Genomic DNA, 25966 nt, shown 5'->3' on the forward strand with positions numbered 1-25966 from the left:
AATTAATTGATTTTTACATACCTTTTCATTTTAGATGTTTTCTTGAAATAACATTTAAATTTCGACATCCCCTTATCTCAATAAAGATATATTGTTAACTTAGTTGACATAAATATTCATTTCATTTTGGTTATTGTTAATGTTACCTTCTATTTTATTTAAATATCACGATTGTAAGATTATTATTTTTGTATTGAAACATACCCATTCTATCGTTTTCGACAGCACTATTCCTTTTTGTAAACATTAGTTTACAAAAAATCAGTAGATAGTATGCCTAATTCGTTTTTTTATCACGATTTTGACTTTATCTATTACACAATAAGAAATTATGCGCAAATTTTCACAAGAAACGTCAAACTTGCCACCTCTTTTGACAACCTTGTTTACAATAAATTTAAATCGAATTCTCAATATACCTATTTCTATTAATTCAAATATCTACTGACGCTCAATAATTCGACAACCAAAAATTGTATATTCTTATATCGACAAAATCCACATTAGTTCAGCAGCCAATGTCCCTTGTGTTACAACTCATTTTCTCTTAGTTTTGTAAATTTCTTGTAATTAATATCAGCTCCCAGTAAATTAATAAGTAATAAGGGGGCATGATTTTTGTGGAGAAATATGTGCGATTAGGAAAATCAGATCTTTATGTGAACCCTATTGGATTAGGAGCGAATGCAGTCGGTGGACACAATATTCACCCTCATCTAAGTGAAGCAGAAGGAAAAGAGCTTGTTCGTGTTGCCATCAAAAACGGAATCAACTTCATTGATACTGCATATTTGTATGGATTAGGCCGTTCAGAAGAACTCATTGGAGAAGTCTTAAAAGAAATGGGCAACCGAGATGAACTGATCATTGCAACAAAAGTCGGAGCTAAAATAGTTGATGGCCAAAGAGTAATGGACAACTCACCTTCATTTTTAAAAGAAGAAGTGGAAAAAAGTTTGCAACGCTTAAAAACAGACTATATTGATTTACTTTACATTCATTTTCCCGATGAGCAAACACCAAAGGATGAAGCGATTGGAGCATTGAAAGAATTGAAGGATGAAGGAAAAATTCGAGCAATCGGTGTTTCTAACTTCTCATTAGAACAATTACAGGAAGCAAATAAAGATGGCTATGTGGATGTGGTTCAAGAACACTATAACTTAATTTATAGAGATGCTGAAAAAGAGATGTTTCCATACACACTAAAAAACCAGATTGCTTTTATCCCATATTTTCCTTTGGCTTCTGGCTTGCTTACAGGAAAATATACAAAGGATACTGAAATACCTGAATATCGTCAAAAATCTCAGTTCTTCCAAAAAGAAACGTATGAGAAAATCGTAGAAAAAGTGGAACGATTACGCACAATCGCCCAATCGAAGGATGTAGAGGTTGCAAATGTTGTTCTTGCTTGGTATTTGACACGAGAAGCCGTAACTGCCATCATTCCAGGAGCAAAATGTGCTGCGCAAGTATTGAACAATTTAAAAACAGCCAAAGTATCATTAAGTAAAGAAAAAATTGAAGAAATTGATGAATTATTTAAATAATATGAGGATATGCACGCCAACAAAGAGCGGATAAGTTAATTTTCTAACTCACTCTTTGTTGGCTATTATTTTGTTAGATTTGACTATTATCCTTAGTAGCTTGACTATTATTGGTTAAATTTTGACTATTATCGTATTCTCCAAGAGGCGATTTTAGATGATTGACTAATAAGTTGAAGAGTGTGACTATTATCTTCTGTAGTTTGGCTATAACTGACTCGATTTTGACTATTATCATAAATTTCAAGAGCAATTTTTGTTTGATTGACTATTATGTTCACAAATTTGACTATTATGCTTTATAGAATGACTATTATTGTCATGGATTTGGCTATTATTCCCCCACGAGAATAACGAGCATTTCACATCATTCACATTCAGTATTTCCTCAAACTAAAGAACAATCCATCTAATTCAAGCGACACCAAATAAATTTCAGCATTTCTTTATTGCAATAAAAAATACTACTTTCCTACATCTCCTATTCACTTCTATTTAATCATCTTTTTATCCAACAAACAGTTATAATTTTTGTAAATTAACTTAACAGTATTGTTTTACTAAAATAAAATATCGCCTCCAAAAGGAAGCGATTCGTTCGAATGGGCAAGATTTTAACATAAACCTTCATTTATCCTACTAAAATATATATCCTAGTAACAACCCAGCTGATAATAAAAAGCAGAAAATTGTGTTCGTCATGGCTGTTGATTTCATGGCAATAGGCATAAACTGCATTTCGCTTTCGCCCTTTTGGAAGCCTCGAATAGCGTCTATAGGTTTTTTTACGCTTAACAGCACTACTAGCGCCCAAGGACTGATGCTTCCCGTCACCACTAATCCGACAATCCAAAAATAGGAGATAATAAAACCGATTGCTAGTAATCTCACTGCATTGGTTCTACCGATTAATATGGCAAGCGTCTTTCTTCCGCCTCTTTTATCTTCCTCAATATCTCGAATATTGTTAGCCATGTTGATTCCGCCTACTAATATCCCTGATGGAATGGAGAGGAGTACTGAAAGCAGCGTGACATCACCTGTTTGAATAAAATAGGCAATTAACACGAAAGCAGTTCCCATTAAAGCTCCTGCAAATAACTCACCAAAAGGGGTATAGGCAATCGGCAGCGGACCACCAGTATATAAATAACCTACCGCCATTCCAAACAATCCGATGACTACTAACCACCAACTAGAATTCGAGCAAATATAAACACCAACAATCCCAGCAAAAACATATAAAAGAATCGCTACCGCCAATACATTTTTTGGCTTCAAGCCGTGGCGAACGATTCCTCCGCCAATGCCAACCGATTCTTCCGTATCCAGCCCTCGCTTGAAATCGTAATATTCATTAAATAAATTTGTCGCAATTTGAAGTGCCAAACACGCAATCATCATCGTCAGAAATAGCAACCAATCGATCTTTGTATCATACAGTGCCATTACCGTCCCTAAAATGACCGGCGCAAAAGTTGCCGTTAACGTATGTGGACGAGTCATCTGCCACATAAGCTTTAATGATGAAATTTCGTGATTCTTTTCCATAACTGGTTTCATCCTCTTTCTATCATTCATGAAAACAATTATAACAAATTCCAATGATTCACAGGTACTTATGAAATGACATGAAAAGAAGCCCACAATTTTGTTGTGGACTTATATTCATTAGGCAATCAAGATTCCCCATACGCATAAAAATCTATTTGAATTGTCTTCTGGAATCCAGCCTTTTGATAAACTGATAAAGCTTGTTCATTTTCCATCTCTACTTCAAGGAAAATTTGTTTTGCTCCGCTTCGATAAGCAAAGTCTTTCACCCAGTTCAATAAAGCTGTCGCAATCCCTTTTCGTTGATGGAGGGGATGTACTGCTAAGGAAGTAATCCACTGGTTCATTTCTTCCTTTGAAGTAGTTACAGTTCCGACAACTTCTCCATCCTTTTCTGCAACCCAAATCACTCTTCCTGGAACTTTTGTATTCAATTCAATGAGTTCGATTGTTTCTTCCCTGAGGTCGCCAAATGTTTCTCTAAATATTTCAACAAGGGGTTCCAAATCCGTAGATTCGTTATACGGCCTTATATATATAGAATCATTCATTTCAACCATTTCCGCTTCCGCTTCAAAAGTCGCTTCCGAAAAGCTATATGTATATCCGTATTTTTCAATGATTTTTCTTCCGTATAGGTCATTTTCTAGGACAACTACTAATTCTCCAACAGCGTGTCGATCTTTAAAAGCTTTTGATAATAAACTAAGTAATGCATCATCTATGCCTGTTTGTCTGTACATAGGATCAACTAGCATGGTCCATTCATATGTATCCAAACCAATTCGATCTACCGCCGTAATAAGACCAACTAACTCATTTGTTTCTTCATCGTAAGCAAGGATGCAAAATCCCCTGCTATATGTTTTATTTAATAAAGGTAGATTTAAAGCATAGGAATAAGGGCATTGGTCCACTTCTGTTGCAAATCGAGATAAATTTTGAATTTCTTGATATGTTTCTTCATCTATAGGTAACGATGTGGTCATAAAGGCAATGTTCATCTTTAATACTCCGATCTATTTCTTTTACTTTTAACATTTTAGACAAAGCATTCGCCCACTGCAACAAGCTGCATCACATTCCCATAAATTACGTCATTCGCTCTTTTTCACCTTTTCTCTCAAGTTTCATCGCTTCATCCATTCTTCGTTAATAAAACGTCAAATATTTCTAAAAGTAACCGTTTGAAAAGTCATGTTGAGACAGCCGAGTGCAGTTGTATCCGTTAAAGTTTCGGGCGTTTTTCAACTCCCCTTTAGATATATAGCTTGGACGAATTTCACCCATTTTTTTCATAAGGAAATACCCTAAAAAGGTATTGTTTGCCAATTCAATAATGTGTAAAATGTATATATATAATATATACATTTTTTTCGAGAGAGGTTTTTGCATGCAAGTTATAATTTCGAACCAATCTAAAGAACCGATTTATAGGCAAATTTATGCTCAAATAAAGAAACAAATTTTAACGAATGAACTAAAACCTGGCGAGTCCCTGCCTTCCATGCGTCAATTAGCGAAGGATTTAAATATAAGTGTCATTACAACAAAGCGAGCATATGAAGAACTTGAAAATGATGGCTTTATTTACTCAATAGTTGGAAAAGGATCGTTTGTATGTGAACAAAATAATGAAATGATTCTGGAAAGGAAAATGAAAGTCATTGAAGAACAACTTTTATCTGCAATTCAAAATAGTAAAGAAGTAGGGATAGAATTAGAAGAATTAAAAGAACTTCTTACATTGTTATATAAGGAGGATACATGATGGAAAATGTAATTGAATTACAGCATGTATATAAGGCTTTTAAAGGATTTGAATTGAAAGACTTATCTATCTCAGTTAAGAAAGGCTTTGTTACAGGGTTTATTGGTGGTAATGGGGCAGGAAAATCCACAACCATCAAGCTGATAATGAATTTGTTAAAACCGGATAGTGGAACAATTTCTATTTTTGGTATGGATTATAAAAAAAATGAAAAAGAAATAAAACAACGAATCGGCTTTGTGTTCGATAGTAATATTTTTTATGAAAATATTACATTGGCTGAAATGAAGAAAATTATTAAACCTGCCTATCGTAAATGGGATGATACCTTATTTAATCAATATGTAGATATGTTTGAACTGCCTTTAAAGAAAAATTTAAAAACCTTTTCAAAAGGGATGAAGATGAAAGCCTCATTAACCATCGCATTATCCCACCATGCTGAGTTAATTATCATGGATGAACCTACATCGGGATTAGATCCAATCATTCGCAGTGAATTATTAAATATCCTACACAACCTTATGCAGAATGGAGAAAGAACAATCCTTTTTTCAACGCACATTACGACAGATTTAGATCGAATAGCAGATTATATAACCTTTATTCATAATGGGCAACATATCTTTACAAAAGAGTATTATAAAATCGAAGAGGAATTCGCAATAGTAAAAGGAGGAACGAATCTATTAGATCGTGATACAGAACAAGAATTTATCGGAATTCATAAAACTAATCACGGATTCCGAGCATTGACAGCGAATAAACAACGTACAAAAAATATTTTTGGTGATACGGTCATTATAGAGAAACCGACACTTGAGGATATTATGCTATATACAAAGAAAGGAGAAGAGAGAGATGCTAAATCTTATTCGTAAAGATATGATATTACAGAAGAAAACATTGCCATTCATGTTGTTATTTTTGTTTATCTATTTATTTGTAAATGTTTCTACTTCTTGGGTGGCTATCGTTTTTTGTATTGTAATCATCATGAATGCTTTTCAAACGGATGAAACATCGTCAGCCAATCTGCTTTTAAATTCTTTACCATATACACGAAAGGAAATTGTCAGTTCAAAGTATATTGGTGCGCTAATTTTTATTTTTCTTACTCTGCTGACTATTTTTATAGGAAATTGGATGATTCATAGAGAAATCATGCAATGGGAAGTATTATTGTTCATTACGAGCATTGTAATGGGTTTAATTTCATTTGCTTTCCCATTTTCTTATCTATTTAACAGTAAATATTTATTGATTGGATTTGGTGGTGTGTTTGTTGTTTATATGGTTACCCTAAGCTTTATACCTAATTTGAATGATAGAGTAAGAGAGGTAGTCCAAACGGTACTATCTTTGGATAATTCCTTGTTTTATATTGGCATAATATTATCGGTTGGGCTTCTTTATGTTCTTTCGTGGATACTCTCGATTCGAATATATAGTAGAAAAGTTTTTTAGAGACGATTGTTAAAAGGATTTTTAAAATTTAACGTAACATCTAAAAGGTCCTGAAAATAAAATTATGGAAATGTTTGAAATCAGGTTACATCCTTATATAAGGATATTGTTAGTTATGTTTTATTAACCTAAATGTTATTTAATACAGAGAGGGATATTGATAGGCTGATAATCAAAAATCGGTTCCGTTTTTTAAAAATAGTATCTGCTATTGGAGTATTTTTATTGTCACAGATATTTTTTACTATATCTGAAGCAACAGAGTGGATACCAAATTATAGAAAGATTGATGGAATTTGGGAGGATTTTAGTTTGGTACGTAATATTTAGTAATTTACCCAGCTCATATCTTGGATATATTTCCTTATCCATATCGTTCACCTCTTTCTATTTTTCTAAATAAGCTTTGTCAATTGTTGAAACTCTGTTATCATAAGCCTCACGAATAGTATTAATAGCCACTTTCATATTTTCAATTGCCGTTTTTTCATCAACATAGGCTAGAGCAGAGTTGATGTCAATAATCCCCTTTCATATTAATTTACTATCCTTAGATTCTAAGAGTGAGGTAGGATTTGTATATAGCTTTAAGTAATCTATCTTAACCAAATTACGATTGATTTGGGAGAAATATTTTAATTGAGTAAAAGTTCATATATAGCATGTTTAGGGTGTGATTTTAAATTGTAATTAACCCAAAACTGGTTATACAAATTCTGACAAGCATGGTGGAAACTGATTTCACACACCGCAGAATCAAAAATTGATAAAAGATTATGATAATGATGTGAGGGTGTTTAGAAAGTTACACCTTTCTAAACACCCCCTCCTTTTGATTGTTTTAACATATTTGCATAAATTCCATCTTTTTCGATTAATTCTTGCTGAGACCCCGATTCTGCAATTCTTCCGTCTTTCATCACAAACACGATATCTGCATGACGAACGGTATTTAATCGATGGGCGATGACAAAGCTAGTTCGTCCTTTCATTAACTCCTCTAATGCCTCTTGAATTTTCTTTTCCGTTACAGTATCAATGCTACTTGTCGCTTCATCCAATAACAAAATTGCAGGATTCGCTAAAAATGCTCTTGCAATCGATAACAATTGTTTTTGACCTTGCGAAATTTCACTACCATCCGCTTTTAACACCGTGTCATAGCCTTTTGGCAACTTCATAATGAAATCATGAGCATTGGCTTTTTTTGCTGCATCCACCACTTCTTCATCGGTTGCATCAAGCCTTCCATAACGGATATTTTCTCGAACAGACGCTTCGAATAAAAAGGGATCTTGCAACACAAAAGCCATTTGTCGTCGCAACGTTTGCCGCTTATAATCGCGAATATTCTTTCCATCAATGAGAATTTCACCGCTATTTGCGTCGTAAAAGCGGGCAATCAATAACATCGTTGTCGTCTTCCCGGCTCCAGTAGGCCCAACAAGCGCCACCGTTTGACCTGGTTGAACACGGAAATTCAAATTATGCAATGTATCAGATTTGTTTTTTGACTCGTATTTAAAAGACACATTTCGAAACTCTACTTCACCTCGAATTAGGTAATCATCAGGTAGGTTTCCTCGGTCCTCTTCAATCTCCTCATCCATAATTGAAAAAACTCGCTCTGCCCCTGCAATTGCTGATAATACGGTATTGATTTGGTTCGCTAAATCATTTAATGGTCGGGTAAATTGCCGAGCGTATTCTGTAAAAATCACAATAGTTCCGATTGTTACCCACCCGTAATACGCAAAAATTCCTCCGATTCCGGCGATAATAGCAAAACTCATATTGTTTAGAAAATTAAAGACTTTTGGAATATAACCTGAATATACAAGCGCCCAAAATCCAACGTTCTTTAGACGTTTACTTTTCATATAAAAATCCTGTTTCACGTGGTCCTCTTGAGAAAAAGCCTTCACAATACTTTGACCAGAAATCGTTTCTTCAATCATCCCGTTTAAATCTCCAAGAGCTTCTTGCTGCGCTTTAAACAACTTGCTCGTTCTTTTCGTAATCCATCTCATTGCTATAAACATAAGCGGGATGACGATCATTGTAATGAGTGTTAAAGACGGGCTTAAATAGAGCATCACGATGATTGTGCCGGCAAGGGTTAAAAGGCTCGAAAACACTTGAATAAAAGACGTATTTAGCGTAGCACTCACCGTTTCAATATCATTTGTCAAACGGCTCATAATTTCTCCATGCTGCCTTTTATCAAAATAAGAGATTGGGAGCTTTAACAAATGTTTAAAAGCACCAGTCCTCATTCTGTATACCGTTGTTTGTGCAATGCCTACCATCCAATAGTTTTGCATAAACAATGTCACTGCATAAACAATGTACACACCAATTAGCACACCAATCATCGGAACCATACGTTGAAATTCTTTCGGAATAACAAAATGGTCAATGATATATCCCATCAAAAAAGGTCCTAATAACCCGGCAATCGAACTGATGATGACCATGATGAAAACTGCAATCAACAACCCTCTTTGTTCATCCACTAATTTCCAAATACGAAGGAGCGTTCTTTTCCAATCGCTTGCTCTAGGACCTTTGTGTTTTTTCTCCGCGTTGCGTAAATCTTCTTTCGTCAAAATCGGTTCGTACCCAAAAGGTTTTTTGAACATTTCCATCATTCATCACCTACCTGTTCCTCTTGGGTGCTGGCGATTTGTTGATAAAGCTTGCTACTTTTCATCAATTCGTCATGTGTACCGATAGCAACAATCTTTCCTTCATCTAACAATACAATGCGATCTGCCCCTTTTGCTGTATGGATTTTTTGAGTCACAACGAGCATCGTCGCCTCTGTATCTTTTAAGGCATCCCATAAAGCAGCTTCCGTCTTTACATCGAGAGCGCTTGTACTATCATCTAGTATTAAAATTTGAGGCTTTCGAATAATCGCCCTTGCAATCGATAATCTCTGTTTCTGGCCACCGGATAAATTGACGCCCTTTTGGCCAACCCTTGTTTTATACTGTTCAGGAAAATTGAGTATCGTATCGTGGATTTGTGCCTTTGTCGTAGCAGCCACAACTTCACGATGTTCTGCCATTCTTTTCCCCCACTTTACATTGTTTTCAATCGAACCTGTAAATAACAATGCCTTTTGGGGAACATAACCAATCATGTTACGTAAATCCTTCAATGACCAATCGGAAATATTTCTTCCGTTAACTACAATTTCTCCTTTACTGGGTTCATAAAAACGGGGAATTAAACTAAGTAACGTGGTTTTGCCAGAGCCAGTCGTCCCCATTATCGCCAATTTTTCTCCTTGCTTTACTTCGAAAGAAATATCTTGAAGGACTAATTTTTTTGTATTTGGATACTTAAAGGAAACGCCTTTAAAACGAACCGTTCCGAATTCCTCTTTCGGTGTTTCCGTCCCGCTTTTTTCTTCTTCCAGCCCCTCTTCCATGACTAATATTTCCGCCATTCGTTCACTGGAAGCTTTAGCTCGAGTAAACCCGTTTAAAATAAAGGCAAACATTCCGAAGTATCCTGTAATACGTAAAGCGTAGTTGACAACTGCCACTAATTCCCCCACTTGCGCCTCGTTCATGCTTACTTCACGTGCACCATACCAAATAGCAAGCAGTAAACTCACATTCAGCACAAAACTCATGATGGGCATCATTAACTCCATCATTCGGAGAGCTTTCATCGTATCCAGTTTTAAATCTTCGGCTATCCGGTTAAATTTTTCCGTTTCGTAGGCATTTCGCATATAAGCTTTCACTAAATAAATCGCTTGTAAACTTTCTTGAAGCGCACGATTCACTCGATCCATTCGACGTTGTACTTGTCCAAATAAAAGACTCCCGTTTTTTACAATTATATATAAAAAAATAGTGAGAATCGGTGTACCAATCATTAATATCATCGCCATCTTGGCATTAACGAAAAACACCATTACAAGGCTCAGTACAACCGCTAAAGGAGCACGAATCATAATGCGCAGACTCATAAATAAAATGCTTTGTACTTGTTGAACATCGTTGGTGAGCCTTGTAATCAAACTGGATGTTGGATATTTCAAAAAAGTTGTCATGGAGAATGATTGAATTTTTCTAAATAAAGCATTTCGTAAATCCAAAGCAAAACTTTGTGCCGCATGTGCAGCGAAATATGTATTTACAATTCCGCATAAAAAGGCTAAAGATGCAATTCCTATCAACATGCATCCCCATAAGAAAATCACATGAAAATCCTTTAAGACAATACCTTCATCAATAATTTTGGCGATGATGATCGGTTGTGCCAATTCAGCTACAAGTTCTAACAACATTAATCCTAAGGCAATTAGCGCAAACCATTTATATGGCTTTAAATAACTCAAAACAACTTTCACAAACCCACCCCAATCTATAAAACAACGCCAAATTCATTTTTAAATCAAAGTGCATTGCTCCCAAACATTTGGGAACATTTATCTCGCTAAATCGTACCATTTATTCAGCGCTAATTTTTATTGTATTTTTCCGCTTTTTCACTCGCTACTGAAATCCACGTTACGCATGCTAACATAAGAAGTATTCCAATTGCTTGCCATAGACCAAATCTTGTTGAAAATACAATCATCGAAATAACCATTGTAGTGAGCGGCTCCATTGTGGATAATATACTCGTTAATACCGGGCTAATATAATTCATGCTGCTTAAAAACATAACAAAAGCTGCGGTACTAAAGAAAATGATACTAAACATAGAAATCAATAATTTAATATCGAAGAGCAACCCCCATTCATCGCTTTGCCAAATAAACGATCCCATTCCTAACACGACTCCACCAATCAACATTCCCCAACCAACTACAAGTAAAACCCCCCACTCTGCCATTAAACGTGCAGGATATAACGTATAAATAGCGAAAGTAATTCCTAGTACAAGACCCCAAAAAAGCGCTTCACGACTAACCAATAACTGATCAATTTTCGCGTTTGTTAGTAATAAAAATAACCCAAGCAGCGTACCAAGGACACCTAATATTTGGTATTTAGGGGGCCATGTTCGAACTTTAATAGATGTATAAGCAAGAATAAAAAGTGGCCCTAGAAACTGCAATAGTGTTGCAAAAACCGCATTGCTACTTTGAATGGTCATTGTGAAAGAAAATTGTAGCCCAAGCATACCGGCTACGCTATATATAACAAGTTGGCGACTCCAATATATTGTTTTCCAAACAGCCATAACTGAATTATTGGTAAATTGTAAAAATGATAAAATCGCTACTCCAGCAACAAGCAATCGAACAGTAAGAAAAAAATTCACCGTCATACCTGAATCTTTTAAAATCCACTCTGTTAGTGGCCCTGTTGCCCCCCACAGCATTGCTCCTATGATGATTAATATAATTCCTTTTAAATGTTGCATAGCATGAACTTCCTTTTTATAATATAGAATTATTATTGTAACAATTTACTATTTTTATAGGCCCATTTTAGTATCATTGTTTAATGTCAAAAAATTGATAGTCCTACAATAGTGACTATTGACTTCAAAATAATTTATAATAAATATGGTATAAAATTACGGTATGCAAGGAGACGGAATTAGGATGAACCTTAATATAACGCAAAGCTATGATGAAAACTTGCTACTGAAAGCTCCCTTCCCATCTTTTGCATTAAATGTAAATGCAGATACAATCACTTGGAACACCATATGTGAACAATATTTTGGTTACACAAAACAGGACTTTCAGAGTGTTGATTCATTAAAAGAACAATTATTTTCTACTTTATCTGAAAATACTTGGCAGCGCATACTGAATGCTCAAGAATACATTCGATTAAATCATATACAACTGATTCATAAAAATGAAACGCTTATCAAAGCAGACGTAATCGTTTTCCCATGCACGATTAACAACAATCGTTGCATTGTTTTTTATTGCTTACCAGAACACCAATTTTCTCAGTTAGGAGAATCTGACCAAGAACTATCTGATTTAAAGAGTGGGCTTCTCTCATCCTTTATGATGGTTACGTTAGATCATGAAGGATTTATTGTTAGCTGTAATCCTTTTTTCTTAAAAACAAGTAAATGGACGCCAAAACGAGTGTTAAGAAAAACCTTTTGGCAACTATTCCCTGATACAGAAGAAAGCCATGAAATAGCTGATACTATATGGAATACTATATCTCAAGGGAAAATTTGGCAAGGCGATGTACAAAAAATGAAAAAAACCGGTGAAACTTATTGGGTACATTTAACTGCCATTCCCACTTATTCTCATAGTGAACAAAAATATCGCTACATATTAATAGAGCAAGATATTACAAATGAAAAAGAATTGCAACATAAACTCGAAAAAATTGCTTACGTTGATGCAGAAACTGGTTTAATGAATGTCCATCGCTTAGAAAACGTTGTAAAAGAAATGATTGCAGAGCAACAACAATTTTACTTCGTTTATTTGAGTATCGATAAATTCTACACGTTGAAGGAACTTCATCATGTTGAGCTGGACAACAACTTTATTTTAGAGTTCACGAAACGCTTAAAAATTTACTTCCAGGATAGTTTACTCGCTCGCATAAACGAAAGTGATTTTGTTGTGATTACTCCCCTTGGCGAATGGTTTATCCAAGGATTTTTATCCTATTTAAAACAAAATCCAATTTACCTTGGCAATCGTGCAATGCCGATTACAATCAGCGGTGGAATTACTCGTTCTCCGCAAGATCAATCGAACTTCACTCAATTAATGAACGCTTCTCTTGCAACGATTGCTAATGTTCGCGAAGCTGGTGGAGATAATATATTATCTCTTTCTGAAGCTGCCCATAAAAAATTAAATCGGAAATCCATCATTGAAAAACGTTTGTTAATGGCGCTCGATCAGCATAATTTAAAGGTATTGTATCAGCCGCAAGTAGATTTAAAAACAGGACAAATTTATGCGGTCGAAGCTCTTGTGAGATGGGATGACGAAGAAATTGGCGTAGTTAGTCCCGACGAATTAATCCCAATTGCTGAAGAAACTGGTTTAATTAACGACATCGGTTCTTTTGTGATTGAAGAAGCATGTCAACAAGCAGCTAAATGGAAAAAACAAGGCCTCGAATTAAAAGTAGGGATTAACTTATCTGTTCGAGAATTTAGGGATAAAAACATGGCAAAATTCATATTAGATACATTGACGAAAACAGGTTGTCCTGCTCATCTCATACAAATCGAAATTACAGAAAAGTTTGCATTAGAAGCTGAAGCGGAAACATCCATCATTCAACAAATGCGTAAATTAGAAGAGGAAGGCATTACCTTTGTATTGGACGACTTTGGAACAGGTTATGCTTCATTCCGATACATGCAACTTTTACCGATTAATACATTAAAAATCGACCAAACTTTTGTTCATTCACTTACGCAATCCGAAAAAACGCAACGCTTAATTAAGGGCATTGTTCATTTCGGAAAATCCATGAACTTGACAGTGTTAGCTGAAGGTGTAGAAACAAATGAACAAAAAGAACTGTTAGAACAATATGAATGCGATGCTATACAAGGATTTTTAATCAGTAAACCTGTTACAGCAGACAATATACCTCAGCTTTTATCTTCTTAAATAAAAAAGGCTACTCCTTAGTGTTTTGAGTAGCCTTTTTAAATAATGCATTTATTGTCGTCTTTTATTTCGACTAAAAGATTGCATAGAAGTCAGACTATTCCTCATAAATTGAACGAACAATTGAAATATAACTTCAGAAAAAACAATCCCCATAGCAATTGCCCCTGAAATTAAAAACGCACGAATTCCGGTTTCCAATCCTAAAGTATAATTTTGCTCCACAAAATAACGCAATGTATTATATGCAAGCCCACCAGGTACTAAAGGAATAATCCCTGAGACAATAAAAACAATCATAGGAGATTTTAATCTTCTTGCAAATCCTTGTGCACAGATTGCGACAACGAAAGCCCCTAAGAAAGAAGCGAATACTTCTGTTAATTGTAATTGCAAGGCACTATAAAAAATCATCCATCCAACAGCCCCGACTAATCCGCAATAAGGAATCGCTTTAATCGGAGCGTTAAAAATCACACAAAGACTCGCTGTTGCAAGGAAACTAAAAATCAACTGAATTACATATTCCATATCCATTACTCCTTAATAAAATGCCACAACCACTGCAACACCCGAACCGATAGCAAAAGCCGTTAAAAACGCTTCTGTCCCTTTCGCAATGCCAGCGGTTAAATGACCCGCCATCATATCTCGAACAGCATTTGTAATTAATACCCCAGGAACGAGTGGCATCACGCCACTAATGATAATTTTATCGATTTCATTTCCATAACCGAGTTTAACAGTAGAAAATGCCACGAGCGCAATGACAAAAGAAGCGAAGAATTCCGAGAAAAATTTCACTTTCGTTAAATGTTGAATGGCCAATAATGCAAGGTAACCTGTGCCCCCTGCTATAAAAGCTGCTGGCATATCAAACCAAGTCCCTTTAAATAAAATTAAAAAGCAAGCACTTGATACGGCAGCCATTAAAATTTGCAACCAAATTGGCAAAAAATAATTTGTTTTTTGTATCATTCTTAGCTCGTCATACGCTTCATCTAATGTTATTATTTTAAGTGTAAGCTTCCTAGAAACATTATTTACTTTCGCAATTTTATGCAAGTCTGTAATACGGCTTGAAATGGATATAATTTTTGTTTTTTGTTGTTTACCAAGGGAAAGAATAATCCCCGTAGGTGTTACATAACTTTGGGCGTCTAAATTTTGGGAGCGAGCCATTCTGAGCATCGTATCCTCTACTCGATAAGTCTCAGCACCGCTTTCCATCATAATTTGTCCCGCTAACAATAAGCAATCTAACGCCAATTCATCATTCTTTTCATTTACCATTGCTTTATTCTCCCTTTCTTCTTTGCATCATACCGAACGGAAAGGCAAATCTCAAGTACATATCTTTTTCAACTTAAATAAAACCACCTTTTGATAACTATAGAGAGGAGAGCCATAGATGAGACAGCGGAAGTCAAAACGCCGCGCATGGATTGACTTAATATTGATTGGTTCCATCATTGCGTTAACTACGATTATTGTTATTACAATTTCCATAACGGGACAGTTTAAATTCCAAAAACCAACCGTTTCTGCTACAACAAAATATCCGGAGATTCCCTCTCTAATTGATGAAACAGATTCAAAATTTCCGGAAATCCGAATCGTTTCCGAATCGTCAATGAATAGCTTAATACCATATTCGATAGATTACCCAAAAACACCTTTTGATCTGGTGAATGAACAGATTACTAAATACATAAAAGATTCGAAGCGAGATTATATCACTTCACTAAACGAGAAAAATCATGTAAATAAAGTAAAAACGATTGGTGACTTAGACATCTCTACAGAAATTCACCTATTTAACAATCAGTTTTACTCAATCGTATTAAAGAAACGGCTATCGCTGAACCGAGTTTCTTATAAAGAAACCTATAAAACCATTGTATTTAATAAAGAAACCGGAGAGTTAATCGATTCTAGTACATTATTAAACAAAGATATCGGGCATTTAGGTTTGTTAGCTGAATTCATTCAAGCTGAACTAAAGGAATATTATGGTAAAGAAATAATCGATGAAAAACTAGTGCAAACAACAGTACCTAATTGGAATAATTTCAATCGCTTTGCCATAACGAGCGAATCGGTTATATTTTACTTTAACCAAGGAGAACTTGCTGAAGAACATGCAGGTCCTGCAACGATTAATATCCCAATCTATTACTTGAATCCTATTTTAGCATCCGCATTCCAAAGCGAAGTGAAAAGCAATGTAACTATTGTGACTCCTAAAACAGACCGCAAAAAAGTAGCTTTAACTTTTGATGACGGACCACATCCACAAGTGACGATGCAAATCTTAAACACCCTTGAAAAGTACGGTGCAAAGGCAACGTTTTTCATGCTTGGAAAACAAGTGGAAAACCATAAAGATATCGTACATGAAGTGTTAAATCGCGGTCATGAAATTGGTAACCATACATATAACCATCCAGTATTAACGAAACAAAGCACCTCTCAAGTTTCTTGGCAAGTCGATTATACAAGTCAAGTGATATATGATGTGATTGGAGAATATCCTACTCTATTTAGACCTCCTTATGGTGCTACTAATTCATACGTTGAAAGTTTAATTGATGTACCTGTTATTTTATGGACAATTGATACTTACGACTGGAAATACCGCGATTCAAATAAATTATTGCCAATCATAAAAGCAAACTTGCACGATGGAGCAATCATATTAATGCACGATATTCATCAGTCAACAGCAGACGGGCTTGAAAGCGTATTAGCATATTTGCAACAAGAAGGCTATGAATGTGTGACGGTAAGCGAAATATTAAACATTCATTGAATATGAAAAATCCCCTTAGCAATGATGAAGCTTGGGGATTTTTTGTATTTATGTAGAAACAACTTGGTAGATTGTGTCCATGTGTGATGTACTATCTACTTGTGCAGATGCATCTCCCACTCATGTAGATAGGACTGCACTGGTGCGGATGTTTACCTCCCTCGTGTGGATAGGACTCGCACTGGTACGGATTTATGGATTTATACTTCGCTTGTGTGGATATCCCTCTACTTGTGTGGATACTTTCCCCTCTCGTGCAGATTGTCTATTCTATCATGTGGATATTTCCTCTGCTTGTTCTGATCACTTATCTACTCAAGTTGATTTACTTGTAATATTCCCTTCTTAATAAAAAATCTGCTCTTCAACCAGAGCAGATTTTTTGAACTTATTTGATTTTCATTTGTCCAATTGATTCAAAAGTTTTCAAATCATAGCTTTTAATTTCTTTCGGTGATATTGTATACAAGGCATCATCAATATACACTAAACGAGATATGCTTGATTCCCAATCTTCATACAATTCATTGGCTTTCGCAGGTGTAATTAAGTTTCCTTTTAACTGAATCCCCTTCTCTGTGGTAATTTCATACACTAACGCACCCAATCCTTTATATTTCACATCCTCATTCTTTCCTTCTTCATACAATATCACTGGGAATCCATAATAATTTAAAGCTTCATTTCTAAAAAGTGCTTTGTGATTATATTGCACTTCCGAATAAGTTCCGCGTCCTCCAATAATAACCATATCTTGTTCTTTTGGATTCGCGAAATCAGATACATCAAATAAAGAAATTTTCATTCCCTTTGTTACAGTAAACGGTTCCTTCGACCATGAATCCATCCGTTGTTCTGTATCATAGCCGATTCCGACTAAATGGTTTTCATCAAGCGGATGTAAATAGTTGCTGAAGCCCGGAATTTTTAATTCACCTAATACTTTTGGATTGCTCGGTTCTGCCGTATCAATTACAAAGAGTGGATCTGTCTCTTTAAATGTCACAATATACGCCTTATCGCCCATAAAACGAACGGAATAAATGCGTTCGCCTTTCGCTAACCCTGTAACTTCTCCTACTTTCTTCAAGTTCTCATCTAAAATGAATAGATGGTTTTTGGAATTCGCTTGATTACCCCAAGCAACTCCTTCCGTTGTTGCAATGCGGAAATATCCGTTATGTTCATCCATAGAGAATTGATTTAATACATTCCCTTTCACTGTACCTGTCCCAGTAAATTCAATATTTGTTCCATCAATTGCAAATTTATAAATGTTCGTTTTTGGCTCACCTGAATGTATAGGAGCTATTGACTTTTCTGCTTCAGAATCAGAAGTCGTCACTCTTAAATCGATTGGCAAAGGCACTGCCATTCCATAATCAAAAGCTGTTAAATATAATGCATTTTTAGACATGTATAGAGTAGAACTACTACCTAAATATCCTTTAGTATTTACTTCTTTAGATGTTAAATTGTTCAAATCAATCGCTGAAATTATAGTATAAGATGGTTCTGTAGAGCTTGGAATAATCGAGATTTTCTCAATTTCCAAAGGATTGGATTCATCATCTTCAACAATGTATGGTCTTAGCTCGACCTCTGCATCTTTCATTATCCAATAATTTGGTGTATAGTTTGAAACAATGTAAAGTACACCGTTATATTTACGAACACCATTCATGTAACCTTCTTGACCAAATTCCTTTACCAGTTTTGGCTTGGAAGCGTCACTGACATCATAAATCGCTGCTTTTGTAAACGTTTTTCCGCCATAATATTCTTTATGGCTATTTCGTGGATCTTCTACAAACTCATCCAATAAGATGATTAAATAATTTCCTTCTTTCATTAACTGATGAGGATAGCCGTTGCCTTTTAGTTGAATCGTTGCAACCTGTTTTAAGTTTTTCGGATTTTGTGCATCAACAATTTTAATTTGCTGTTCTACAGTTGCATAAATATATTTGCCATCAGTAATAACGACATCGCCCTCATCAATTCCTTCGACTTGATTATTCGTTGTCGAATGGTTTCCTCCACTTGAAGCAGTATCTGCTTCAGTTGATTGTTTCATCTCAACACGCTCTTCTTCAAAAAATTTCCATTTAACTCCGTTTTGATTATGCTTATTAAGCAATGCTTGGAAATATTCCTCTAATTCTTTAACGGACTTTATGGATTCCAACTTTTCAATCACTTCAAATTCAATTTTTTGATTCTTTAAATTTACCGAAGATTTTCGGAAGGATTTATCTTCAATATGAAGAATGTATTTGCCTATTTTTAAATTTTCAACCGTTAATGTGCGTTGGTTTTTGCTTAATGTAACCGTTGCGTCCACTTTGTTTCCATCTTCATCAGTAACGTACACTTTGCCGCGTTGAATTGCCTGTTCATCTAATGCATGGGAAAGATGAACATCATAAGGCTGCCCATAAAAAACGACGGAAGCTGCATTTACTTCAACCTTTTTTCCGAGCAATATGAAGCTCAGAAACACCCCAAAAACGAGTAGAATGAATCCACTTGCCAAGATCTTGGTTTTATTATTCATCCCATTTCACTCCTTTTTCTTCCTTTTATCAATTAGACTGCCAAAATTCTATATAGTTACATCATTTAAAATGAATTTCCGATTTTGCCACTTTTATTTTTATGCTATTAAAGAAGAAAAAGAAAAAACGTGAAGCATTACACTTCACGTTCTAGTGGACATCCAAGTCTTGTTAAAAAAGCAAAAGAACGAATGGGAAAACTCGTTCTTTTCTCCATTCGCTCTTTATACAGAACATTCAGACAAATAATTTTAGAACACGTTTTTACCATTTTACAATCGATGAACGATGAGACGTTTCTTTAATTATAACGCCGCGTTTATTCATTTTTTCAATAAACTCTTTACCTGGTACAATCGTTTCTGGTGGGAACACACCACGTTGTGAAATTGTTCCTTCACCAATCATAATCGCTACGGAAGCAATCGTACCAGCTGTTGCCTGTGCCATTGCCGTCACTTCTGAATTTTCGTCGCGTTTTAAAATCGTTTCATATTCGTATGTGACTTGTTCACCAGATTTTTCACCAACGATAATTGCTCGTAGCACTACCGCATCTTGTTTTTTACCTAAGTACAATTTTTTCTTTAGCGCTTCTCGAACAACGCTGCGTACTTTCACTTCGACACCATCTACATTGACAATATTATCTCGATCGAAGAATCCTAATTCTCTCAATAACTGGAACTTTTCAGCATGCCCTTTATAGCGAACTGTTTTATACTCAAGAGTTTTCACATTCGGGAATGTTTTATATAATGTTGAAGTTCCTCCAGAAGTATAGAATGCCTCTAATGTTCCAAATTGATCGAAGTAAATAGGTTCTACTCCTGAGAGTGACTCCACTTTCACCAATTGTCCATCACGGATAATCTTGGCTGGCTCCGTATAGTGGTCGATGACACCTTCAAGGGAGAAGACGCGAGTATAGTTTAATGGAGGTTCAGGTTTTACTGGAATTCCCCCAACATATAGTTGAATGGACTCTACCCTATCCAATTTCGATGCCCCGTATCCAACTAAAATATTAATCATTCCCGGTGCTAAACCTAAATCTGGAATAATCGTTACATTTTTTTCTTTTGCTTGTTCATCTAATTTCAGTACATTTTCTGTTACTTCCCCTATATGTCCCCCTAAATCAACAGAATGTACGCCAACATCAATTGCAGCACTTGCTACACGTTCATTAAACTCATAGAACAATGCGTTAACACACACGTCTCCTTTTGAAATAATATCACGCAATTGTTGTTCGTCTTCTGCATTACAATACACTGCTTCGATTTTTTGTAAATTTGCTTCATTGATAAAATCATTTACCATTTCAATATCTAAATCTGCTAAATAAACTTTTTCTACTTTGTCGCTTGCACTTAAATCTCGCGCAACTTCTCTCCCCATAAGTCCTGCACCTAACACTACTACTTTCATTCCAAACATCCCCTTTTCTTTTTATTTATCTGTATCAATTTGTGCACGCTGAAGCTTGCCACTATAGTCTACATAGATACTTTTCCATTCTGTAAATACGTCTAAAGCGGCTTGACCGGAATCTCGATGGCCATTCCCCGTTCCTTTTGTTCCCCCAAATGGTAAATGAATTTCAGCACCTATTGTACCTGCATTCACATACACAATCCCCGTATCTAAATCTCGTTGCGCTTTAAAAATTCGATTTACATCTTGAGAGTAAATGGAACTGGATAAACCAAACTTCACACTATTATTGACTTCAATAGCCTCATCCAAGCTATTTACCTCAATAATGCTTAATACCGGTCCAAAAATTTCTTCTTGAGCAATGGTCATATCAGGTTTCACATCTGTAAATATGGTTGGTTCAAAGAAAAATCCTTGGTTATATGGTGGTGTTGTAATAATTTCTCCACCAGTTAATAATCTTGCGCCTTCATTTTTGCCGATTTGCACATAATGATAAATTTTTTCTAAAGCTGCCCGATTTATAACTGGTCCGACTTTCACATCCGGATCAAGACCATTGCCAATCGTTAAATTACTAAGTGCTGCGACTAACCTTTCTTCTAATTCATTTTTCACATTTTTGTGAACAATGACTCGGCTGCAAGCGGTACATCTTTGTCCTGTTGTACCGAAGGCGCTCCATAGAATTCCTTCAACAGCTAAATTTAAATCTGCATCATCCATTACGATAATGGCATTTTTACCACCCATCTCAAGGGAGACTTTCTTCAAATGTCGGCCACCTAATTCTGCGACTTTGCGTCCTGTTTCGTTTGAACCTGTAAAAGAAATCACTTTTACATCTGGATGTTCTATAAGTGCCGTACCAACCGTAGAACCTGACCCAAATACAATATTCACAACTCCTTCAGGCAGACCAACTTCTTCAAAAATTTTTCCTAATTCATACGCCATGAGAGGGGTTTCGGTAGAAGGTTTCCAAACAACTGTATTACCAGCAACAATCGCAGGAAATGACTTCCACGTAGCAATGGCAATGGGGAAATTCCAAGGTGTTATAATGCCAACAACGCCGACGGGACTTCTTACACTCATTGCAAATTTATTTGGTAATTCGGAGGGAGTCGTCTCACCAAATAATCGTCTGCCTTCACCCGCCATATAAAAAGCCATATCAATGCCCTCTTGCACTTCGCCACGGGCTTCTTCAATCACTTTCCCCATTTCTTTTGTGAGGATTTGAGCTAGATACTCTTTCTTTTCCTTTAATTTATAACCAATTTCATATAAATATTCAGCTCGTTTAGGAGCTGGAATGAGAGCCCATTCTTTTTGAGCTTGTTTTGCTGAACGAACAGCTTCTTCCACTTCATTCTTCGTTGAAAGAGGGACTTTCGCTAATTCCTCACCTGTTGCTGGGTTAATGACTGCAACTTTTTCTAAATCTTGTTCAATCCAACGGCCATTTATATAGTTTTTTAAGTCCATAACACCCTCCTTATATTTTTAATTACTTATTGTACTATTATTCAACATTTTCTCGATAATCCCTTTTTTTTCTCAACAATTCATAAAATGTCTTGAACTAGTTGAAACTTTATCCAAAGGGAAACGTATGAAAATATCGTATATATTAAGTAAATGCTAAAGGAGGCAAGGACATGAATAATCATGAAATTGATTACAAATTATATGGCGATGATATGCAATACGTTGAAGTGGAACTAGATCCGAATGAAACAGTTATTGCTGAAGCCGGGAACTTAATGATGATGGATGATGGCATAAAAATGGAAACAATTTTCGGTGATGGATCTTCTAAAAGCGGTGGAGGATTCATGGGGAAATTAATGGGAGCTGGGAAAAGGCTTCTAACGGGTGAAAGTTTATTTATGACGACCTTCACAAACGTTGGCATGGGGAAAAAAAAGGTATATTTTGCAGCTCCTTATCCAGGTAAAATCATCCCAATGGATTTAAGTAAATTAAATGGTAAAGTAATTTGTCAAAAGGATGCTTTTTTAGCTGCGGCAAAAGGGGTTTCCGTCGGCATCGAATTTCAACGGAAAATCTCTGCTGGGTTCTTCGGTGGAGAAGGATTCATCATGCAAAAACTTGAAGGGGATGGCATGGCGTTTATTCATGCAGGCGGTGCCATTCATCAAAAAGAATTACAGCCAGGTGAAGTTCTTCGAATCGATACAGGCTGCTTTGTCGCAATGACTTCAGAAGTGGATTATAGCATTGAAGCTGTTGGTGGCATTAAAACCGCTCTGTTCGGTGGGGAAGGTATCTTCTTCGCAACTTTACGAGGCCCTGGTACTGTTTGGATTCAATCATTACCATTCTCGAGACTTGCAAGCCGCGTATTCGCAGCAGCTCCTGTTTCCCAAGGCGGAGGAGGAAAAGATAAAGGTGAAGGCGGTATCGGCGGTTTATTTAACTTATTTAATGATTAAAAGATGCAATTTCCAATATTTTTAATGTTGGTTGTGTGGATATTGCTCACTCTTGTGTGGATGACTCCACTACTCGTGTGAATGGTTGTGGATATACTCTCATCTTGTGCGGATAGCACTCCTACTCGTGTGGATACATCTTCATCTTGTGCGGATGGCACTAAACTTGTGTGGATATGACTTACACTTGTGCGGATGATATTTCTACTTGTGTAGATGGTTACTCATCTCGTGTGAATAATGCTCACTCTTGTGTGGATTGCTCCCCTACTTGTGTGGATACATCTTCATCTTGTGCGGATCGTTCTTTACTTGTGTGGATAGGAGCTAATCTTGTGTGGATGACTCCCCTACTCGTGTGGATACACTCGTATCTTGTACGGATGATATCTCTACTCGTGTGGATATGACCTAATAATAAAAGGGCCTCTCCTTATTTAAGGAAAGTGCCCTATATTCGAATAAAGAAAAAGCCCAGCCTTATCTTTTCTCCTATTTCTTTGAGTCCCACAAAATACCCTTAAATGCAAAAAGGCCCCCCTTAATCAAGGAAAACTCTAGATAGCTGAAAGTCGTTTTTTCAATTAACAGGTTTTTATCAGATATCATCTTCTACATATTTTGAAATGTATTATCGTAGAGCAGATTAATAGAAGAGATTGCGGCAAACAATGAAAACTGTACACAGTATTCTTTCGCTTTCTATACCAAATGTGGGATGCCTAGATGTTTTGATGATGCTTTGGCTTTGTTTTCTTAAATCCTAAATAAATTCTTATTATCAACGCCAATCCAAAAATAGAAGTAAAGAAAATTAAAAATATTTCCTTTAAGTAAATTGATAAAACTAAAAGTGTAACTATAAAAAAGAGACTGAATAGACGCCAAATGTTATCTGACTTATCACTTATTTTTACAAAATCAACAAAATGAAATGAATTATTTCGTATATAAAAAAGCTGATTAATCCCCAGTAAAGCAAACTGTTATTTTCCGGTAATCCGGTTTGATAAACAACAATAAGGAAGACAATAAAAGTAAAATACTTAACGTATTTCATTTGTAAACCAACTCCTTATATGATTCTTAAGAAAGGAGACGTGCATATGAAGGAACTCACAAAAATAGCTAGTGTTAATGTTGAATCAAATAAAGACCAAGATTATATATAAAACGACATTGTTTTTTATAAATCAAAAGTAGATTCTAAAATGATTGAAATAGTTTCAAAATAAAACTACAAATAAAAAATGTTGGTTACTATTACGAAGCCAAACGAATGAAAGATATATTTAAAATCTAAAATTTAACATCCATAAAACATTATTTCATTATTTTAATAAATATGTAAATACTTAACATTTATTCGTTCCTCAACTTAGGTGGATATGACATAACCTTATGCAGATGGCAACCCTACTCGTGTAGATTTATCCTAATCTTGTGCGGATAGTTCCCCTACCCGTGTAGATATTGCTCTCACTTGCGCAGTTGGTTTCCCTATTTCTGTGGATATAAACTAATCTTGTGTGGATATGTCGATACACGACAAAAATGTACATCCTCCCTTTATTTATAAATGTAATAAAAAAATCCTTTCCCGTTTTGAGAAAGGATTTTTTTCATTACATTACGAATAATACCGCAATCAATACCGCTGCCAACACTAAACGGTAAATAGCAAAAGGTACTAATCGAATACGAGAAATTAATTTTAAGAAAAATTTAATAGCAATTAACGCAAAGATAAATGCACTAATAAATCCGACAGCATAAAACCAAAAATGATCAGGATTAATTTGATCCCAGTTTTTTACTAAAGATAATCCACTAGCTCCTGCCATAATTGGAACAGCCATAATAAACGTAAAGTCCGATGCCGTTTTATGGTCAAGCCCCATCATCACCCCACCGGCAATCGTCGCACCAGAGCGGGAAAAGCCTGGCCATAAAGAAAGACATTGAATTAATCCAATTTTAAATGCTTTACCATAAGATAATTTGTCTAATGAAGTAACTGCTGGTCGTTTTGGTCCAAATTTATCAGCAATAATCATCCAGAAAGCACCTAAAACTAACCCGACAATGACCGTTTCGGTTGTGAATAAATGTTCGTCGATAAAATCTTCAAACAATACGCCAAACACGCCAGCTGGAATAATTCCCACAATTACGTGCATTAAATTAAAACGTTTCGAATATTCTTGTCCATCGATTTTGTATAAACCAACAAGACTTAACATACGTTTCCACATGACGACAACGACCGCCAAAATGGAACCAAGCTGAACAACAATTTTAAATGTATTTGCGGACCCCTGTCCTAAAAATTCCGTCGTCTTTAACCATAGGTCATCCACAATAATCATATGACCTGTAGATGAGACAGGAGCAAATTCCGTCATCCCTTCTACAAACCCGAGGATGAGTGCTTTTAATAATTCAATGAATTCCATAAGACGTAATTCCCCTTACTCTCTTTTCACTCAATTTACAATACACGATACTTTCTAAAATGTCCATCACTTAAAAAACGTAATAATTCCATTTTGGTTTCCATCTTTAATAACCCTTACTACATTATTTATTCTTCCGCTAAAGTATTCCAACTGAATTGACGAACGAAATAATCGAGTAGGAGGGAGCGATTAACTCCCGTCCTCTCACACCACCGTACGTACGGTTCCGTATACGGCGGTTCAATTAAGATAATTGACGCAAGTTTTCATAACGAGCTTCAAGACTTTTCAGCCCT

General features: G+C 35.7%; 19 protein-coding genes. 8 read left to right on the top strand and 11 right to left on the bottom strand.

What is annotated here, in order from left to right; genetic code table 11:
• Nucleotides 1-620: 620 nt before the first annotated feature.
• Nucleotides 621-1553, top strand: a complete 933-nt coding sequence (locus tag HF990_RS02150; protein WP_168411900.1) for an aldo/keto reductase — start codon at nt 621-623, stop codon at nt 1551-1553.
• 639 nt (nt 1554-2192) lie between these two features.
• On the opposite strand, the gene HF990_RS02155 is transcribed toward HF990_RS02150, so the two are convergent.
• Nucleotides 2193-3116 (bottom strand): 1,4-dihydroxy-2-naphthoate polyprenyltransferase, encoded by a 924-nt coding sequence (locus HF990_RS02155; RefSeq protein ID WP_408056482.1) that lies wholly within the window; start codon nt 3114-3116, stop codon nt 2193-2195.
• Between the two features lie 116 nt (nt 3117-3232).
• Entirely contained in the window at nt 3233-4111 is an 879-nt protein-coding gene (locus HF990_RS02160) for a GNAT family N-acetyltransferase (RefSeq protein WP_016837683.1), read from the bottom strand.
• 389 nt (nt 4112-4500) lie between these two features.
• On the opposite strand from HF990_RS02160, the gene HF990_RS02165 reads away from it, so the two are divergent.
• The 4 genes from HF990_RS02165 (at nt 4501) to HF990_RS02180 (ending at nt 6675) form a co-directional block, all read left to right on the top strand.
• Entirely contained in the window at nt 4501-4878 is a 378-nt protein-coding gene (locus HF990_RS02165) for a GntR family transcriptional regulator (RefSeq protein ID WP_016837682.1), read from the top strand.
• Complete coding sequence (locus HF990_RS02170) at nt 4878-5759, top strand: ABC transporter ATP-binding protein (protein WP_168411901.1); 882 nt, start codon at nt 4878-4880, stop codon at nt 5757-5759. The genes HF990_RS02165 and HF990_RS02170 overlap by 1 nt, the downstream gene beginning before the upstream one ends.
• The gene (locus tag HF990_RS02175; protein ID WP_168411902.1) at nt 5740-6345 is read left to right on the top strand and encodes an ABC-2 transporter permease; all 606 of its coding nucleotides are present in this window, start codon (nt 5740-5742) and stop codon (nt 6343-6345) included. Before HF990_RS02170 ends, HF990_RS02175 begins: the two co-directional genes overlap by 20 nt.
• A gap of 132 nt (nt 6346-6477) precedes the next feature.
• Nucleotides 6478-6675 carry a YfzA family protein gene (locus HF990_RS02180; protein WP_157782645.1) on the top strand — a complete coding sequence of 66 codons (198 nt, stop codon included), beginning with the start codon at nt 6478-6480 and terminating at the stop codon, nt 6673-6675.
• Between the two features lie 485 nt (nt 6676-7160).
• On the opposite strand, the gene HF990_RS02185 is transcribed toward HF990_RS02180, so the two are convergent.
• From HF990_RS02185 to HF990_RS02195, 3 genes are all read right to left on the bottom strand, one after another.
• Nucleotides 7161-8993, bottom strand: coding sequence for an ABC transporter ATP-binding protein (locus tag HF990_RS02185; protein WP_016837679.1), 1833 nt, complete (start codon nt 8991-8993; stop codon nt 7161-7163).
• Nucleotides 8993-10717: an ABC transporter ATP-binding protein gene (locus HF990_RS02190; RefSeq protein WP_016837678.1), complete on the bottom strand. Its 1725-nt coding sequence runs from the start codon at nt 10715-10717 to the stop codon at nt 8993-8995. The genes HF990_RS02185 and HF990_RS02190 overlap by 1 nt, the downstream gene beginning before the upstream one ends.
• A gap of 110 nt (nt 10718-10827) precedes the next feature.
• The gene (locus HF990_RS02195; protein WP_016837677.1) at nt 10828-11739 is read right to left on the bottom strand and encodes a DMT family transporter; all 912 of its coding nucleotides are present in this window, start codon (nt 11737-11739) and stop codon (nt 10828-10830) included.
• 184 nt (nt 11740-11923) lie between these two features.
• On the opposite strand from HF990_RS02195, the gene HF990_RS02200 reads away from it, so the two are divergent.
• On the top strand, nt 11924-13936 hold the full coding sequence (locus HF990_RS02200) for a GGDEF domain-containing phosphodiesterase (RefSeq protein WP_168411903.1): 2013 nt from the start codon (nt 11924-11926) through the stop codon (nt 13934-13936).
• A 51-nt stretch (nt 13937-13987) separates the two neighbouring features.
• Here the strand turns inward: HF990_RS02200 and HF990_RS02205 are convergent, their stop codons facing one another.
• Both HF990_RS02205 and HF990_RS02210 read right to left on the bottom strand, forming a co-directional pair.
• Nucleotides 13988-14467, bottom strand: a complete 480-nt coding sequence (locus HF990_RS02205) for a threonine/serine exporter family protein (protein WP_016837675.1) — start codon at nt 14465-14467, stop codon at nt 13988-13990.
• A 12-nt stretch (nt 14468-14479) separates the two neighbouring features.
• Entirely contained in the window at nt 14480-15229 is a 750-nt protein-coding gene (locus tag HF990_RS02210; RefSeq protein ID WP_016837674.1) for a threonine/serine exporter family protein, read from the bottom strand.
• A 118-nt stretch (nt 15230-15347) separates the two neighbouring features.
• Between HF990_RS02210 and HF990_RS14925 the strand changes: the two genes are divergently transcribed.
• Nucleotides 15348-16748: a polysaccharide deacetylase family protein gene (locus tag HF990_RS14925; protein WP_210730730.1), complete on the top strand. Its 1401-nt coding sequence runs from the start codon at nt 15348-15350 to the stop codon at nt 16746-16748.
• A gap of 388 nt (nt 16749-17136) precedes the next feature.
• Here HF990_RS14925 and HF990_RS02220 read toward each other — a convergent pair whose 3' ends face one another.
• From HF990_RS02220 to HF990_RS02230, 3 genes are all read right to left on the bottom strand, one after another.
• Nucleotides 17137-19305, bottom strand: coding sequence for a beta-propeller domain-containing protein (locus tag HF990_RS02220; protein WP_168411904.1), 2169 nt, complete (start codon nt 19303-19305; stop codon nt 17137-17139).
• A 265-nt stretch (nt 19306-19570) separates the two neighbouring features.
• Complete coding sequence (locus HF990_RS02225; protein WP_016837671.1) at nt 19571-20740, bottom strand: saccharopine dehydrogenase family protein; 1170 nt, start codon at nt 20738-20740, stop codon at nt 19571-19573.
• A gap of 21 nt (nt 20741-20761) precedes the next feature.
• Nucleotides 20762-22240 carry an aldehyde dehydrogenase family protein gene (locus HF990_RS02230; RefSeq protein WP_016837670.1) on the bottom strand — a complete coding sequence of 493 codons (1479 nt, stop codon included), beginning with the start codon at nt 22238-22240 and terminating at the stop codon, nt 20762-20764.
• 173 nt (nt 22241-22413) lie between these two features.
• Between HF990_RS02230 and HF990_RS02235 the strand changes: the two genes are divergently transcribed.
• Entirely contained in the window at nt 22414-23211 is a 798-nt protein-coding gene (locus HF990_RS02235) for a TIGR00266 family protein (protein ID WP_016837669.1), read from the top strand.
• A 1625-nt stretch (nt 23212-24836) separates the two neighbouring features.
• Here HF990_RS02235 and HF990_RS02240 read toward each other — a convergent pair.
• The gene (locus tag HF990_RS02240; RefSeq protein ID WP_016837667.1) at nt 24837-25667 is read right to left on the bottom strand and encodes an undecaprenyl-diphosphate phosphatase; all 831 of its coding nucleotides are present in this window, start codon (nt 25665-25667) and stop codon (nt 24837-24839) included.
• Nucleotides 25668-25966: the final 299 nt, after the last annotated feature.

This window comes from Ureibacillus thermosphaericus, assembly GCF_012396605.1.
Lineage (GTDB): Bacteria > Bacillota > Bacilli > Bacillales_A > Planococcaceae > Ureibacillus > Ureibacillus thermosphaericus.